The organism is Rhizobium cerradonense (assembly GCF_030182455.1).
Taxonomy (GTDB): domain Bacteria; phylum Pseudomonadota; class Alphaproteobacteria; order Rhizobiales; family Rhizobiaceae; genus Rhizobium.
In genome coordinates this window covers 260,886-276,995 of the sequence record NZ_JAQJCK010000006.1, presented here as the reverse complement: position 1 = coordinate 276,995, position 16,110 = coordinate 260,886, and the positions used below count along the sequence as shown (strand labels likewise).

At 59.0% G+C, this 16,110-nt stretch carries 13 protein-coding genes; 9 read left to right on the top strand and 4 right to left on the bottom strand.

From position 1 onward, the window contains the following. Positions 1–76 precede the first annotated feature (76 nt). From PH547_RS16465 to PH547_RS16440, 6 genes are all read left to right on the top strand, one after another. Positions 77–2,149 (top strand): hydantoinase/oxoprolinase family protein, encoded by a 2,073-nt coding sequence (locus tag PH547_RS16465; RefSeq protein WP_285168865.1) that lies wholly within the window; start codon positions 77–79, stop codon positions 2,147–2,149. Between the two features lie 22 nt (positions 2,150–2,171). Further along, positions 2,172–3,902 carry a hydantoinase B/oxoprolinase family protein gene (locus tag PH547_RS16460; protein WP_285168864.1) on the top strand — a complete coding sequence of 577 codons (1,731 nt, stop codon included), beginning with the start codon at positions 2,172–2,174 and terminating at the stop codon, positions 3,900–3,902. Further along, complete coding sequence (locus PH547_RS16455) at positions 3,902–4,774, top strand: sugar phosphate isomerase/epimerase family protein (RefSeq protein WP_285168863.1); 873 nt, start codon at positions 3,902–3,904, stop codon at positions 4,772–4,774. Before PH547_RS16460 ends, PH547_RS16455 begins: the two co-directional genes overlap by 1 nt. Continuing rightward, a complete protein-coding gene (locus tag PH547_RS16450) occupies positions 4,771–6,177 on the top strand; it encodes a glycerate kinase type-2 family protein (protein WP_260304659.1) in 1,407 nt (468 codons plus the stop codon). The genes PH547_RS16455 and PH547_RS16450 overlap by 4 nt, the downstream gene beginning before the upstream one ends. Position 6,178: 1 nt before the next feature. Beyond that, complete coding sequence (gene eno, locus PH547_RS16445) at positions 6,179–7,453, top strand: phosphopyruvate hydratase (RefSeq protein ID WP_285168862.1); 1,275 nt, start codon at positions 6,179–6,181, stop codon at positions 7,451–7,453. A gap of 68 nt (positions 7,454–7,521) precedes the next feature. After that, a complete protein-coding gene (locus tag PH547_RS16440) occupies positions 7,522–8,643 on the top strand; it encodes a tyramine oxidase subunit B (RefSeq protein ID WP_285168861.1) in 1,122 nt (373 codons plus the stop codon). A gap of 92 nt (positions 8,644–8,735) precedes the next feature. Here PH547_RS16440 and PH547_RS16435 read toward each other — a convergent pair whose 3' ends face one another. Together PH547_RS16435 and PH547_RS16430 are read right to left on the bottom strand one after the other, a co-directional pair. Beyond that, on the bottom strand, positions 8,736–9,974 hold the full coding sequence (locus tag PH547_RS16435; protein ID WP_285168860.1) for an NAD(P)/FAD-dependent oxidoreductase: 1,239 nt from the start codon (positions 9,972–9,974) through the stop codon (positions 8,736–8,738). Between the two features lie 13 nt (positions 9,975–9,987). Continuing rightward, positions 9,988–10,194: a tautomerase family protein gene (locus PH547_RS16430; protein ID WP_285168859.1), complete on the bottom strand. Its 207-nt coding sequence runs from the start codon at positions 10,192–10,194 to the stop codon at positions 9,988–9,990. A 203-nt stretch (positions 10,195–10,397) separates the two neighbouring features. Between PH547_RS16430 and PH547_RS16425 the strand changes: the two genes are divergently transcribed. Beyond that, the gene (locus PH547_RS16425; RefSeq protein WP_285168858.1) at positions 10,398–11,186 is read left to right on the top strand and encodes a shikimate dehydrogenase family protein; all 789 of its coding nucleotides are present in this window, start codon (positions 10,398–10,400) and stop codon (positions 11,184–11,186) included. A 20-nt stretch (positions 11,187–11,206) separates the two neighbouring features. On the opposite strand, the gene PH547_RS16420 is transcribed toward PH547_RS16425, so the two are convergent. Then, positions 11,207–11,944: a GntR family transcriptional regulator gene (locus PH547_RS16420; RefSeq protein ID WP_104826095.1), complete on the bottom strand. Its 738-nt coding sequence runs from the start codon at positions 11,942–11,944 to the stop codon at positions 11,207–11,209. 185 nt (positions 11,945–12,129) lie between these two features. Beyond that, positions 12,130–13,848, bottom strand: a complete 1,719-nt coding sequence (gene lhpI / locus PH547_RS16415) for a cis-3-hydroxy-L-proline dehydratase (protein ID WP_285168857.1) — start codon at positions 13,846–13,848, stop codon at positions 12,130–12,132. Positions 13,849–14,122: 274 nt separating this feature from the next. Between lhpI and dapA the strand changes: the two genes are divergently transcribed. Further along, positions 14,123–15,001 (top strand): 4-hydroxy-tetrahydrodipicolinate synthase, encoded by an 879-nt coding sequence (gene dapA / locus PH547_RS16410; protein ID WP_260304665.1) that lies wholly within the window; start codon positions 14,123–14,125, stop codon positions 14,999–15,001. A gap of 63 nt (positions 15,002–15,064) precedes the next feature. Further along, a complete protein-coding gene (locus PH547_RS16405) occupies positions 15,065–16,087 on the top strand; it encodes a proline racemase family protein (RefSeq protein WP_285168856.1) in 1,023 nt (340 codons plus the stop codon). Positions 16,088–16,110 lie beyond the last annotated feature (23 nt).

Here is a 16,110-nt window from a genome sequence, read left to right as displayed (position 1 = left end):
CACGGCTGCTGGCGGACGACCCCGTATGTCCAATCGCTCCCAATCGCCTCAAGGCGCGAGAACGCAGGAGACAGCAATGAACAATGCACGCATAGGCGTGGATATCGGCGGCACCTTCACCGACCTGGTTCTTTTCGGTGATGGCGGAGAGACCTTTTTCACCAAAGTGCCATCGACCCCTGCAAAACCCGAGGAAGCGGTTCTGACAGGCATCCGCCAGATTACCGCGTCGGCCGGATTGAACGTCGACAGGGTCGTGGAGGTTGTCCACGGCACCACGGTCGGTTCGAACACGCTTCTGCAGAAGGTCGGCGCCAAGACCGGGTTGATCACCACCAAGGGTTTTCGGGATGTCCTGGAGATCGGCCGCGTCCGCACGCCAACCATGTTCGACCTGAGCTGGGAGAAGGCCGTTCCACTGATCGCCCGCCGCTATCGCATGGAGGTCGATGAGCGCTCGACCGCGGACGGACGCATCTTAAAGCCGCTCAACGAGAGCGAGATTATCGAAATCGGTCGGTTCTTCGAAAGTGAAGGCGTCGAATCCGTCGCGATCTGCTTCATCAATTCCTACCGCAATCCCGAGAACGAGACCCGGGCGCTGGAGATCATGCGCGCCAATTTCCCCGATATGTGGGTCACGGCTTCGGTCTCCGTTCTGCCCGAAATTCGCGAATATGAGCGGACCTCCACGACGGCGGTAAACGCCTATGTTCTGCCGTCGCTGCGGGCCTATTTCGAACGGCTCGAGAATGGCCTTCGTGAAATCGGCGTATCCGCTCCGCTCCTGATCAGCAATTCGAATGGCGGCCTTTCGAGCGCGAAAATGGCGCAGGAAAAACCCGTTTTCTTCATTTCCTCCGGCCGCTCCGCCGGCGTCGTCGGCGCCGGCCGGCTGGGCGAGGTGATGGCGGAAAAGGATCTCGTCGTCTTCGATATGGGCGGAACGACCGCTTCTGCATCGCTCATTCACAAAGGCGAGCTCTCGCGGGCCAATGAATATGAGTTTCGCGCCGGCATTTCGACGCCCAGCCGCTTTATCAAGGCAGGCGGCTATCTGATGCGCGTCCCGACGGTGGATGTCGCCGAAGTCGGCAGCGGCGCAGGTTCCATCGCCTGCATCGACGAGGGCGGACTGCTGCATGTGGGGCCGATCTCGGCCGGCGCCGACCCCGGGCCGGTTTGCTATGGAATTGGCGGAAACGCAGCCACGGTCACGGATGCGAATGTGGTCCTCGGTTTCCTGCCCCCGGCATTGGCCGGCGGTACGATGAAGCTTAACGTCGATGGCGCCCGTGCCGCGATCAAGCGTGATCTCGCCGACCCTCTGAAGCTTTCCGTCGAAGACGCCGCGTTCGGCATTCGCGAAGTCGTGAATATCAACATGGCTCGTACGATCAAGGCGGTCACGGTCGAACGTGGTGTCGATCCGCGGGATTTTGCAATCCTGGCCTTTGGCGGCTCCGGTCCGGTTCACGCCTGCGATCTTGCGAGGACCCTCGGCATCTCCCGCGTGATTTTTCCGAAGTCGCCGGGCGTCTTCACCGCGACGGGCATGCTGGCCGCCAAGGTCGAACGCTATTTCCTGCGCAGCCTCAACGGCATGCTGGATCAGTTGCCGGTTGCTCGGGTCAACGAACTCCTCCGGGACATGCGCGCCGAAGCGATCGCTTCCCTCAGGGAGGAGGGCTACAGCGAAGCTCAGGTCGAGTGCGGCTTCGAGGCCGACCTCCGCTTCAAAGGCCAGGATTTCGAACTGCCGATCGCCTTGCCGGAAACCGTTACGGATGCGCATCGCGATTCGCTTCGGGCTGCGTTCCGGGATGCCTATAGGGCGATCTATGGCTATGCGTCCGATGACGGCGTGGAAATCGTCAACATCCGTCTCAATGCAAGCGGCAACACCGGCAATCGCCTGACCTTCAAGCCACATGCGCCGGATGACGCCGTAGCTGAAGTGGCGACTCGCAGGATCTACTTTTCGCGGACCGATGGCTGGATCGACACGCCGATCTATCAGCGCAGCACTTTCAAAGGCGGCGTCAGCGGCCCGCTCATCATCCAGAGCCCAGACACAACCATCGTCATCCCGCCGCGCGCAAAAGCCGATCTCGATGCGTTCGGCAATGTCGTAGCAACGCTCTCTTGAGTCCCTCAGAAGGAACCGCTTCATGGCTCAGAAACACAACGATCCCATCACTTTTGCCGTCATCAAGAACGCGCTCGATACGATTGTCGACGACATGGCCTTTGCCGTGATGCGCACGGCACGCTCGCCGATCGTGCGCGACGTTCTCGATTATTCCGTCACGCTTTGCGACCGCCAAGGCCGCATCCTGTCGCAAGCCAAGACCGTTGCGCTTCACCTCGGTGCCGTGCCGGATGCCATGGCGGTTATCATGGCGCGCTACGCCGACGATATGGCGCCGGGCGATGTGATCATCTTCAACGATCCCTATGAAGGCGGAATGCATCTGCCTGACATCTTCATGATCAGGCCGATCTTTCACCGGGATACGCTGCGGGGCTTCTCGGTCGTGATCGCGCATCACTGCGATGTCGGCGGACGCGTGCCCGGATCCAACGCCGCCGACTCCACAGAGATCTTCCAGGAGGGGCTCCGGATAGCCCCTATGAAGCTCTACGATAAGGGCGTTCTCAACGATACGCTCATGCGTATCATTACCAAGAATGTGCGCCTGCCCGAGCTCGTTCTCGGCGACCTCGAAGCGCAATTTGCGACTTGCAACCTCGGTGAACGCGAGCTTCTGCGTCTAATCGAGCGTTACGGCGCCGACGAGCTCGATGGCTATTTCGACGATCTGATCGATTATGGCGAGCAGCTTACAAGGGCGGCAATCCGGGCATGGCCGGATGGGGATTATTTCTTCGAGGACTTCATCGACGGTGACGGGTTCTCGACCGACGCGATCCCGATAAGGGTGAAGCTGACGGTGAGTGGCGATCATCTGAACGTCGATTTCGCCGGCTCCTCTCCCCAGGTCAAGGGGGCGATCAATTCGACGCTCTCCTTCGTCAAATCGGCGACCTATCTTTCGGTCCGCTGCGCGCTCGACGAGGAAGTGCCCAACAATGCAGGCGTCTACCGTTGCATCACGATTTCGGCGCCGGAGGGATCCATTCTCAATCCCTTGATGCCGGCTGCGGTGGCGGCCCGTGCTCTCACGGGATATCGCGTCGTTGATACCGTCCTCGGTGCTCTCTCGCAAATCGCGCCGCGCAAGATCATGGCCGCCGGCGAAGGCGGCAACACGGTGCTGGCTTTCGGCGGCTGGGACAAGACGACGCGCGAACCCTTCGTTCTGGTCGACATGATCAACGGCGCCTGGGGCGGCCGTTGGAACAAGGATGGCGTCGAGGGCGTGACCAACCCCTCGCAGAACATGTCGAACCTGCCGGTCGAAACACTCGAAGTCCGCTATCCCATGATGATGGACGAATACAGCCTGCGCCCGAATTCCTGCGGAGCAGGAGAGTATCGCGGCGGTCTCGGTCTTATTCGGCAATATCGCCTTCTCGCCGAGGAAGCGGTCCTGCAGATCCGCGCCGACCGCCACGATCATCCGCCCTATGGCCTGTTCGGCGGCAAGCCGGCGGCGCCATGTGTCAATATTCTCGACCCCGAGGGCGAGAATACTAGGCTGCCGGCAAAGATCACCCGGACGATCGGGCGCAACGTGGTGGTTCGGCACGAACAGGCCGGCGGTGGCGGTTATGGCAATCCACTTAAGCGATCGCTCGATCTCATCCGCGACGACCTCTGGAATGGGAAGATTACCCCCGCTTTCGCAGTGGAGAATCACGGCGTCGTTTTCGCCGCCGACGGTATCACCATCGACATAACGGCGACGCAGGTGCGCCGAGCCGGGGAGGCTGCGTGATGACGCAATACGATCTTACCCGCTTCGCCATCAATCAGATCACCACACCGAAATGGTCGATGCCTCAGGCGATCGAGGGCTATTCCCGCCATGGCATAAGCGGAATTGCGGTCTGGCGCAATTTTCTGGACGACTATGGTGTCGAGGCGACCGTCAAACATCTCCGCGACGCGGGGATGTGGGTTGCGTCGCTATGCACCAGCGCCTGGGTCAACGAAAGCGACCCGGCCCTCTACAGGAAGACGATCGAGGAAAACCGCCGTATCATCGACCAGGCGGCCGCCATTGGCGCGCCCTGTGTCGTCATGGTCATGGGCGGTCTTCCCAAGGGCGACAAGGATCTTGGCGCGCAGCGCCGCCGCATCCACGATGCACTTGCCGAGCTGGCGCCCTATGCCGCGTCCTCGTGCGTTAAGCTCGGACTTGAGCCGTTGCATCCGATGTATTGCGGCGACCGCAGCGCCATGAATCTCATCACCGATGTGAATGACATGATCGACGAGTTCGGCACCGATGCCACCAGCCTCGTCGCGGATGTCTATCACTGCTGGTGGGATCCGGCATTCGAACGCGAACTGCGGCGCGCCGGGAAAGACCGGATCAACACGTTCCATCTCTGCGATTGGCTGGTGCCGACGAGAAATCTGCGCGACCGCGGCATGGTCGGCGATGGCGTCATCGACATCCCGCGCATCCGTGGCTGGCTCGATGACATCGGCTATGAGGGACCCTTCGAGCTGGAGATCTTCTCCGAACTCGACTGGTGGCAGCGCGACCCGGACGAGACCGTTCGGATCGCGGTCGAGCGTTGCGGTCCGTTTGTCGGGCCGCTCGTCCGCAATGGCTCAATCAAGTCGGGTTCCGCACAATGAAGAAAATACGCAATTCAGAGGAAATCCTCTCGCAAGGCGACATAGCCTCCAGACGAGTCGTGATCGAGATAGCCGACCGCACGCTTGACAGGCTGGACAGCTATCGGCGGATCAGAAGCATCATGCGCATGGAAGGCAGCGTCCTTCACATCGGCACCCGGTCATGGGACTTGTCCCGGAAGCGCAACGTCTACCTCTTCGGTGCCGGCAAGGCCTGCAATCATATGGCGATGGCGGTCGATCACGTGCTGGGCGATTATCTAACGTGCGGCATCGCCATCGTGAAGATCCACGAGGAAACGGATCGGTTCAACAAAACCGAGGTGTTTGTCGGAGGCCATCCTCTGCCGAATGAGGAAGGCCACCGGGCATCGAGGAAGATTATCGAGATCGTCGATCAGGCTGGCCCCGACGATCTCTTCATCGCTGTGATCAGCGGTGGCAGCTCGGCGCTCATGTCTTGCCCGATCGAGGGCATCTCCCTGCAGGACGAGATCGATACCACCGACGTTCTTCTGAAATCCGGCGCGGGAATTTACGAAATCAATGCGGTGCGTCGTCATATCTCGGCGCTGAACGGTGGAATGCTGGCAAAGCGTATTCAGGATGTCGGCGCCGAACTCATCGGTTTCGGCATTAGCGATGCCGTCGGTTCCCCGGCCACGGGCGATATTGCCGTTCCCTATGCCGCCTACAAGAGTACGCCGATCGGCCCCGATGCGACGACCCTGGACGATGCGCGCGCCACCATTGTCAACTTCGATGTGGCGGATCGTCTGCCCAAAAGCGTCGTCGATTATCTGATGAATGCAGGCCCCGAAAAGGAAACGCCCAAAGCATTCCCCGACAACACCTACTTCCTGCTCAACACGCTGCCGGATTCCTGCATCTACGCCAAGGAAGTCTGCGAAGAAATGGGCATTCCGGCAATCATCGTATCGTCCTTCCTCGAAGGCGAAAGTCGCGATGCTGGCACCTTCTTTGCCTCGATGGCGCGCGAGATCCAGACCTATGGCAATCCGGTCAAGGCGCCCTGCGTGCTTCTCAGTTCGGGCGAAGTGACGACGCAGATCCTGGATAATAGCGTGATCAGGGGGCACGGCGGCCCCGGCCAGGAAATGGCTGTGAGTTTTGCCATTACCGCTGCCAAGACCAAAGGCGCCTGCCTGCTGTCGATTGACAGCGAAGGCACCGACGGCACCGCCAAAGTCGCCGGCGGCATCACCGATTCCACCAGCTTCCGGAGCGCGGCAGACAAGGGGATCAGCCTCTATCAAGCGCTGCGCGAGCACAGTTGCTTCGAGGCGCTCAACGCCGTCGGCTCGACGGTCTTCACCGGCAATACGGGCACCAATCTGTGCGACCTGAATATCGTCTACGTTCCTGAACTGAAGGGTGCGTAAGATGGAAGACAGGATCACATCCATCCGGGCACAGCAGATCATTGACTGCAAATGCCGCCCTGCCGTCGAAGTGGAGATACACACCGAAAGCGGAGCGATGGGCCGGGGCGCTGCGCCGACCGGTACTTCAGTGGGCATGTATGAAGCATTTGTCCTGCGCGACGGCGACTCCAGGACCTACAAGGGACTGAGCGTCCATAAGGCGGTCGACAATGCGGTGAACCTCATCGGTCCCGCGCTGATCGGAATGAACGTATTCGACCAGCGCGCCATCGATGAGAAGATGATCGCGCTCGATGGTACTCCAGACAAGAGGAATCTCGGCGGCAATACCATTTACTCGGTGTCCATCGCCGCTTTCCGTGCGGCGGCGGATGCGCGCCGGATACCGCTTTACGACCACATTGCAGGCAGCGGGATCAAGACCGTGCCTGTGCCCTGTTTCAACGTGATCAATGGCGGGCGATACGATGGGTTCACTCAGGCGTTCAACGAATTCCTGATCGTCCCCTATGGCACTGACAGCGTCGACTATTCGATCGAAATGGCAGTGAGCGTTTTCGAGAAGCTTGCCGACATATTGAAGGATCATCTGGGGCATAAGCCGCAGGTAGCCAGCTCCTACGGCTATGCGGCACCCTCGGACGACCCTGAGGTGGTGCTCGGGCTTATGCAGAAGGCCATCGACCAATGCGGACTGGCCGGCCGGATCGCCTTCGCGCTCGATTGTGCCTCAAGCGAGATGTTCGACCGGGAAACCGGCACTTACCTCCTGAAAGGCAAGCGGGTTTCATCGGACGATCTGATTGCCTATGCGAAGTCGCTGACCGAGAAATTCAACCTGGTTTTCATCGAGGACCTGCTCGATGAAAATGATTGGGCGGGCTACAGCAAGGCTGTTCGGGCATTGGACCGCACCATCGTCCTGGGTGATGACCTGACGGTGACCAACCTGGCGCTGCTTCGACGGGCTCATGAGACGCGGGCCGTGGACGGTTTTGTCCTCAAGCCAAATCAGGTCGGCACGGTCACGGAAGCAATGGATGCCTACCGCTTCGCCGAGGAGCACGGGATGATCGCCGTGCCGTCCGGACGCTCCGGCGGAGTGGTCGATGATGTCGTGATGGATTTCTCGGTCGGCCTGCAAGTCCCATTCCAGAAGAACGGTGCGCCCCGCTCGGGCGAGCGCATTGAAAAGCTGAACTTCCTGATGCGCGCAAATGCGAGAAGCCCCGGCTGCCGCCTCTACGACATATCGCCACTTCTCAAATTCTGACGCGGCGTTCGCGCCCGCGGCAGCAAACTGCATGAAATGCTCAACGCCTCTCAGAAAAGGTTGCCCCAATGTATCCTAAGATCGACTTTCTCTATCTTTCAGAACCGGACATGATCGCCGCCGGCGTGCTTGATGCCGAACGTTGCGTGACCGTCTGTGAAGAGACCTTCAGCCTGCTTGGCGAGGGTGACTATTTGATGGGCGGCGCCAATCACAACAATCACGGCATGAACATCGTTTTCCCGAAGGAGACGAAGTTTCCGAATATGCCGGTCGCAGGGCCGGACCGTCGTTTCGCCGCGATGCCCGGCTACCTCGGTGGACGCTTCGATGTATGCGGCAACAAATGGTATGGCTCCAACCACGCCAATGCCGAAAAGGGATTGCCGCGTTCCATCCTGACGGTGATGATCAATGACAAGGATACCGGTGCGCCGCTGGCGCTGATGTCAGCGAACCTTCTGAGCGCGGCGCGCACGGGCGCCGTGCCTGGCGTGGCGGCGAAGCACCTTGCTAACGCCGATGCGAAGATCGTGTCGGTCGTCGGCTGTGGTCCGATCAACAAGGCCTGTTTCACGGCGATCATGACTCAGCTCAAGGCGGTCGAGAAGGTTGTCTGCTTCGACCTCTTCCTGGACAAGGCAAACGAGTTTGCCCGCTGGGCCGAAGGAAAATACGGCGTCACAGCCGTTGGCGTGGACGAAACCGAGGCCGGTTTTCGCGACGCCGATGTGATCACCGTCGCCGCCTCGCGCCTGAAGCCGCTTCATTTCAAGGACGAATGGATCAAGAACGGCGCAACCATTCTCGTGTCAGGTCCGGTCAATACCGACGAGTCGTTCCTCACCGGATGCAAGATCGTCTATGACCATACGCCGTTACAAGAGGCCTATGTCGAGGATGCAATCGCGTCGGGCAACAAGGATGCCTATTACAGCGGCGTCATCGGCGGCCCGTTTTATCGGCTGATCGATGCCGGTAAACTGCCTCCGCTGAAAGAGTCGACCGGCCTTGGCGATGTCGTCAACGGCAAGAAGCCGGGTCGCGAGAGCGCGACCGAGCGGGTGATTTTCATCGCCTGCGGTATGGCGGTTTTCGACATTAGCTGGGGCTTCGAAATGTATCAGAGCGCCAAGGAAAAAGGCATCGGCCAATTGCTCAATCTCTGGGACAAACCAAGCCTGTCTTGATGAAGACGCGCCGGCCGCGACAGACCGTCGTGGCCGGCTTTTCAGGCATGCATCAGGTCTGATCGAGTTCCCATGAGATTGTTGCGCCGGTATCAGAAGCGGGTGGAACGATAGGGGGACAGATCCAACCCCGGAGTTCGTCCGGCGATGAGATCGGATACGATCCTGCCGGTCGTTGCGCCAAGGGTCATTCCCACCTGTCCGTGGCCGAATGCCAGGATGACGTTGTCATGGTTTGGCGCACGGTCGATAACAGGCAGAGTGTCGGGCATGAAGGGTCTCGGCCCCATCCATTGTTGTCCACCCGAGATGTCGAGCCCCGGCAAAATGCCGACAGCCTTGCGCGCAATGATGTTGGCGCGCTCGAAGTTCGGACGCGGATCGACGCCGGCAACCTCTATGGTTCCTCCAATTCGCAAACCACTTTCCATCGGCGTCAGCACGAAGCCGCCATTGGCGTAAAGCACGGCGCGGTTAAGCGTTACCCCCGGTTTCGGCAGGTGATGGTGATATCCCTGAAGCGCCGCAATGGGTACCTTGATGCCGAGATGGCGCACGAGCTTGCCGCTCCAGGCGCCGGCACAGATTGCCAGACAGCGAACCTGCAGCCTTTCTCCACCTGCGAGATGAACGGCCACCGCCTTTTTGCCATCCGTCTCGATGCGCTCGACGGAGGCAGTACGAAGCTTTCCGCCACGCGAGACGTAGAACTTGGTAAGCCGCTGTTGCACAAGCCCTGGATCGGAGAACTGCAGCCACCCTTCCAGCAGCACCCCGCATGAAATCGGGCCGTCGAGAGCCGGTTCGAGTGATCGCAATTCCTCACCTGTGAGGAACCTGTGATTGAAGCCATGCTGCCGACGAAGGTCCCACGAAAACTGATCGGCTTCGTAATCGGCCTTGGAGTTGAAGGCCGTGATGTTCTCTGCCGGCACAAGATTGTCGGATATGCCGACTTGCGCAAACAATGCCTTATAGTCGTCCTCGGCCCGGTGCGTCAGAGGCGCCATAGCTTTGGCAATCTCAAGAACGCGCTTTCGCCGTCCGGACCAAAGGAAACGCAGCAGCCAGGGCATCTGCGTGATCATGTCCTTTGGACGCACGAACAGCGGGCTTTCCGGATCGAGCAGCCATTTTGGTATTTTGGTGATGACCCCGGGCTTGGAGATGGGAACCACTTCTCCGACGGCGAGAAGGCCGCAATTGCCGTAGCTAGCGCCTTCGGTTGCAATTCCACGATCGACGAGTTCGACCGAAAAACCCTCATTTTGCAAAGCAATGGCCGTACATACGCCTATGATACCACCGCCAATGATCGTCACATCGCTCACGGGCTATGCCTCTTCAACTTGCTTTGGAGGCTGCCGCATGGGGAGTTGATATGACGCCGCCGACCGCCCAGTTGCCTCTATCGACTTCACTGAAAACGATCTGCACGTCCTTGATCCCGCAGCCCGCGATCCGAGCGAGTTCCTTCGTGAAAACCTCGGCAATTTCATTCTTTTGCTGCTGGCTACGGCCACTTAACATTTCGACTCTGACGACGGGCATGGGGATCTCCGGTTTTTCTCTTTGCAGGCAGTCGAACGGCTCTCATCAAACCGCTTCCGCTTCCGCTGGCACTTGTCCAGGACCGCGCTTGACTGCTGAAAAAGATATTGCATATCTAATGTCGACATTCCATAGGCAATATGCAAGGATTTGAAAATTGCGCGTCACACAGGACGCTCAAACCTGCAGAAAGGCTTGCGCGCATGATTTCCGGAAAGACGAAGATTTTTTACATGTTGGCAGATCCGATCGGGCACGTCAGGACGCCCGAGGTGATCAATCCGGTCTTCGCTGCGCGGGGCATCGATGCTGTGATGGTGCCAATTCACTATACGCCAGAGGATTTCGTGCTCGGCTGGTCGGCGATGAAGCGGACAAAGAATCTGGGCGGAATCGTCGTCAGCGTACCGCTAAAAGAGCAGGCGCTTGAGCTTGCTGACGAAGCCGATGATGTTGCCAGCGAGCTGGGGGCCGCCAACGTGATCAGGAGAACCGACGACGGCCGGATGATCGCGACAAATTTGGATGGGCGAGGCTTCCTTCGCGGCGTGCTGAATGAAGGGGTTGATGCCCGCGATCGAAGAGTATTGTTGGTCGGGGCTGGTGGTGCCGGGAAAGCGATTGCATTCAGTCTGGCAAAAACCGGTTGCCGTTCCCTTCGGGTGAGTGACGTCGATGGCGCGCGCACTCAGGCGCTGGTCCACGAGATCAGCAGGCGTTATCCCGATTTCGATGTCACCGCCTCGGGCAACCATCTCGCTGATATCGATTTGCTGATCAACGCCACGCCATGCGGCTTATATCCGGACAAAGACCCGTTGCCGGTCGACGTCTCGGAACTGCGGCCGGACATCATGGTCGCCGACATCATTATGAAGCCGCGCGAAACGCCGCTGCTGAAAGCCGCTCAAGCGGCCGGTTGCGAAATCCGCTATGGCGCAGGCATGCTCGACTCGCAGATTGACCTGATGGTCAGCTATTTTGGATATTAGAAACGCATCGGAGCGGCGGTCTATTTCCCATAATCGAGTGAGAGCTTGGCCGTCAGATTCTGGTTCAGGAACTCCATGAACCGGCCTCTGAACTGAACGGCATGCAAATGCGCCTGATGTTCCGCGGCGTCGGCATTTTGTTCCTCGATGGCGGCAACCATTGCCGTATGGCCTTCCGCCAGCTCTTCGACGGAGAGGTTCGGATCCAGCGATTGATATTTGAAATGAAAGAACAAGAGGCGTCGCCCCTCTTGCAGGAGGCGGCGATATGAATCGGCGAAGTAGGAGTTTCTGCAGGCGTAGGCAATGGACATATGAAATTCGAAGTTCTTCTCGATCATTCCGATGCAATCACCGGAGATCAACGCCTTCTGGGCCTCGACCTCGTAGTTTTTCTGGGCGGCACGGATCTTTGTGAAGTCCGCACTCGTGCGATGTAGTGCTGCAAGGCGCGTCACCACGCGCTGCAAAAGATCCAGGGCATCTAGGAATTCCGGCATTTTGTCGAATTCCATCGGCGTTACGATCGTGCTGCGGTTCGGCAGAATTTGAACCAGTCCTTCGCCTGAAAGCCGGACCAGGGCTTCCCGAATGGGCGATCTCGACAGGTCAAAGCGCTCGCTGAGACTTATTTCATCCAGCGGGGCGCCAGGAGCGATATGAACGCGCAGGATATCATCGCGGAGCTTTTGGTAGACACGAGAGCTGCCCGTCTCCTTGGGCGTTTCGGCTTTTTGATCGGTGCGCTGTTCTCGCATCCTGTACTCCTAAATCGCTGCCTCGCGTTTCGCGGTGGTCACCTGTTGTCAATGACCTGACTCTGCGCCGCACGCAACGTTTTTTGCCTGCTGAAGCAGGCCGAGTTATTTGTCGACATTAAAACTACAATTCTTGCGGTCAACAGGTTTCGGCATTGGAACAGGAAAACAAGCCGAAACTTTTGTCAGACCGACAGCCAAACGGGAAGGGCGGGATCGACATAACCCTTGCATGCGGCATCCACACACCGCTCCAAGCTTCCGAAATGGAAGCCCTTGTTGACCACGGCCGGGCCGTAGTGGGCATATTTTCCTGAGTTCGTCAGGATATTTCTGACTTCACGCGCCACAACAGGTTCGCCGATCAGACACCAGCAGGTATCGTTCATGAACTTGCCGCCGAAGTCGGAGATTGTCTTCACATAACCTGCAGCCTTTGCCTTTTCGAACACGTCGCGTCCGCAGGTGATGATGAGACTGACGCCGTCAGCCTTTTTTCTGCCGGCGCATAGTTTGGAAAGTCGCTCGCATTCCGTCAGCGAAAAGTGGGGATTGCCGAGGGAAACGAGGTCCACGTCTGGTGTGACGGCGTTGTTCAACTCGTGCCAGGTTTCCGTCAATTCCTCGACACTGACGATATGGCTTCTGCAATCGGAAGCTCCCGTTGCTTCCTCGACAGTCCCGGCTTCCGGAGTAATGCTTACGATATGGAACATCGCCGCCGCGGAGGTGGTCGCAAAAGCTGCGCCGAACGCCTTGAGGTCATCACGCGAAATCGCCAGGTCTTCCAGCCCGCAAATCACAGGTATGTCGTTCGTGGCAATCTTTCCGATATGGTATCCCAGCGCAGGGTAATAGGAATCGTCCGGTTCGAGCGGCCGTGGGACATCGATCCTGAGCGTCGCAAGGCGCTTGGATTCCACATGGCAGTCGGCGTTCGGCGCGCGTCCCGTGATGGCGACCAGAATGTCGAGGTAGTCGGGATATTTCATCGTCCGCGCGCCCAGGACGGAATTTGCGAAGACGACCGCGTTTGACTCCGCCCACGCGATCTGCTGGCCGAATACCGGCGCGCCGTCGAGCAGATAGGGAGCGCAGGTGTAGGTCGGCTTGACGCCCATCTTCACATAGGTTTCCGCCAGCTCGTCAGATGGGAGGCCCATTTTGTCGTCGACTCCGAGGTGTTTCCATTGGCGGCGGTCGACGCAAAGGGCGTTCATAGACGAAGGCACCCTGACACGACCTCCCAAATCGAGGAGCCTTTTGGCGAATTCCAACCCTGCCGGGCCGTGATAGAAACATCCGTCGATATGCGCCATGTCGATATCGATGAGGCTGTTGGCACCTTCGAGCTGGGCGGTGCGTATGATGATCCGCATCGCGACCTTTCCAGCCTCCCCATACGCCCCGGCAAGGAAATGGCGATCGTTTTCCGTGAGATCGAAGCCATCTAGGTCGAGGTGTGGCAAGTCATCCCCGCCGGACACCGAAGATGGTGGAGTATCGAGGACCTCGACTGAACCGTGCCGCACGACCGCGTGGGAGGCGCTTGCCAGCGACGCGAAATCCTCGGGTTTGAGGCAAACAACTGGAATCCCCTTGTCGAAAAGCTCCTTGGCTATGATGACGCCAAGGGTGAGGATCGTCTCCCTGTGCTGGAAAATGAGGGCTTTCGGGGCGTGCCCGTTCATCAGGAGCTCGAATATCGCAAGGCTCCCGGCGCATGATCCCCGTCCGCTGGGAATGGCCAGTACCTTTCCGCATACGCTTTTGCCATTAAGGGGATGATGGGTGTCGATGACCTCTCCCGTTTTCGGGTTCACCCCTCCCATGAAGCTAAGGCCGATATTCGCGAACAGAACCTCGCCAGCTTGCGCCCCCTGCACGAGACATTCTCCCAACATCCTGCACCTTCCTTCCCTGTTTTCTCGGTCGGACGCTTCTTGTCGTAGTCCATCACCGCAGACGCGTTGGATAGCGTTCGGCATGCTAATTTTTATGCTTGACTTTGTCGACATCAAGACGACATAAATATTCAGTCGACATCGAGACGACAGAATTCAGCCGCCTGCTGGTCCGTAAGATCCGATGTCTTCGGCCGCTTCCTGTCGAGTACGACACCGCGCCGGGAGCGCGTACTAGTCGCACGTGCCCAATTATTGAAACCGGAGACACCCAATGAAACTTTCAGGCGTCATGCCCGCTCTCGTCACGCCGTTCGACAAGAACAACAGGATCGACTTCAAGGCCTTCGAGAAGCTTCTCGCCCATTTGCGCGAAGCGGGGGTGACCGGTTGGGTTCCGAATGGCTCGACCGGGGAATATTTCAGCCAGTCCAACGAAGAGCGGCGCGATGTTCTGAAGTTCGTCCGCGATTTTGCCAAGCCAGGTGAAATCCTGATTGCCGGGACCAATGCGCCTGCCACCCGCGAGGTGATCGAGCAGACGGCGATGGCCAAGGATATCGGCTACGACACGGTCCTGCTCGCACCGCCCTTCTACACCCGCCCGACCCAGGAAGAGCTTATCAAGCATTACGAAACGGTGCTCGATGCGGTCGATGTCAATCTGGTCCTCTACAGCTACCCGGCAAAGGATGGCTCCGACATCAGCTTCGAACTGATGGACCATTTCGCTGACAATCCGCGCGTCATTGGCATCAAGGAAAGCTCCGGCGTGCTGCAGCGCGCCGTCGACATCGCCAGCCGCTACGAGGGCAAGATCCAGCTCGTCAGCGGCTCGGACGACATTGCGCTCGACTTTATGTTCTGGGGCGCCGAATCCTGGATTTGCGGCCCGTCCAACTGCATGGCCAAGGCATGCTGCGATCTCGACCGCACCTATAAGGCGGGAGACCTCGGCAAGGCCCGCGAGATGATGAAGACGCTCTACCGCGCCATGAACATCCTCGAGTCAGGCAAGTTCGTGCAGAAGATCAAATATGGCTGCGAATTGCAGGGCATGCCCGTCGGCGAATGCCGCGCGCCGCTCGGCCCGCTCACCGATGCCGAGAAGGCGGAATTCAAGGCGGCGATGCAACCGATCCTGAATTGGTAACCGACGTTGCGGAGTGGCGTGCTGCCGCTCCGCGATTTCATTGGTATTCGGGGGAGATTTGAGATGCGCTTCAAGAAAGTTCTGTCCGTGGTCGATTGCCATGCCGAGGGCGAAAGCGGCAAAGTCATCGTCGGCGGAGTCGGCCAGGTGCCGGGCAAGACGATGTTCGACAAGAGGCTCCATCTCGAAGCTCAGATGGACGACATCCGCAAGATGGTCCTGTTCGAACCGCGCGGCGCCGTCTGGCACAACGCCAACATCGTCCTGCCGTCGAACCACCCGGATGCGGATATGGGCTACGTCATCCTCGAGACGACCGAGTACCCTGCCATGTCCGGGTCGAATACGATGTGCGTGGCGACGGTTCTTCTGGAAACGGGGATCCTGCCGATGCAGGAACCCGTCACCAATCTGACATTGGAGTCGCCGGCCGGTCTGATCCGCGTTCGGTGCGAATGCTCGGACGGTAAGGTGACGAGCGTCCGCCTCGTGAACCAGCCGGCGTTCTGCTACCACATCGACCGTTACATCGAGGTCGCCGGGCTCGGCAGCGTGCGCGTCGATATCGTCTATGGCGGGATGACCTACACCATGGTCGATGCCGCCGATCTCGGCTTTGCGATCGATCCCTCCGAAGCGCGCGATCTCTGCGAAGTTGGCCAGAAGCTGAAGTTCGCGGCCGCCGAACAGCTCGCCGTCGAGCATCCCGAAAACCCCGCCATTCCGGGGATCACCAATACCGAATTCATGGGGCCGTTGCGGCGCGAGAACGGGCAACTCGTCTCAAGAAATTGCGTCGTCGTTTCGCCGGGCCGCTGCGACCGCTCGCCCTGCGGCACGGGCTCGTCCGCAAGGCTCGCATTGCTGCATGCCAAGGGTCTTATGAAGGAGGGAGAAACCCTCATCCATGAATCGATCACGGGCAGCAGGTTTATCTGCACCATCGACGGACTGGCGAAAGTCGGCCGTTACGATGCCGTCGTTCCCGCCATCGCAGGACAGGCTTGGATCACCGGCCTATACCAGATGGGCATGGATCCGACGGACCCCTATCAGCAGGGTTTCACGGTGGCTGACACCTGGTGACCACCGTCTGAGAAAGCCTCCCG

Excerpts from the sequence above, each read along its gene's own strand:
- PH547_RS16465 (WP_285168865.1), top strand. The coding sequence starts at position 77 with ATGAACAATGCACGCATAGGCGTGGATATCGGCGGCACCTTCACCGAC.
- PH547_RS16460 (WP_285168864.1), top strand. The coding sequence starts at position 2,172 with ATGGCTCAGAAACACAACGATCCCATCACTTTTGCCGTCATCAAGAAC.
- PH547_RS16455 (WP_285168863.1), top strand. The coding sequence starts at position 3,902 with ATGACGCAATACGATCTTACCCGCTTCGCCATCAATCAGATCACCACA.
- PH547_RS16450 (WP_260304659.1), top strand. The coding sequence starts at position 4,771 with ATGAAGAAAATACGCAATTCAGAGGAAATCCTCTCGCAAGGCGACATA.
- eno (WP_285168862.1), top strand. The coding sequence starts at position 6,179 with ATGGAAGACAGGATCACATCCATCCGGGCACAGCAGATCATTGACTGC.
- PH547_RS16440 (WP_285168861.1), top strand. The coding sequence starts at position 7,522 with ATGTATCCTAAGATCGACTTTCTCTATCTTTCAGAACCGGACATGATC.
- PH547_RS16430 (WP_285168859.1), bottom strand. The coding sequence starts at position 10,194 with ATGCCCGTCGTCAGAGTCGAAATGTTAAGTGGCCGTAGCCAGCAGCAA.
- PH547_RS16425 (WP_285168858.1), top strand. The coding sequence starts at position 10,398 with ATGATTTCCGGAAAGACGAAGATTTTTTACATGTTGGCAGATCCGATC.
- PH547_RS16420 (WP_104826095.1), bottom strand. The coding sequence starts at position 11,944 with ATGCGAGAACAGCGCACCGATCAAAAAGCCGAAACGCCCAAGGAGACG.
- lhpI (WP_285168857.1), bottom strand. The coding sequence starts at position 13,848 with ATGTTGGGAGAATGTCTCGTGCAGGGGGCGCAAGCTGGCGAGGTTCTG.
- dapA (WP_260304665.1), top strand. The coding sequence starts at position 14,123 with ATGAAACTTTCAGGCGTCATGCCCGCTCTCGTCACGCCGTTCGACAAG.
- PH547_RS16405 (WP_285168856.1), top strand. The coding sequence starts at position 15,065 with ATGCGCTTCAAGAAAGTTCTGTCCGTGGTCGATTGCCATGCCGAGGGC.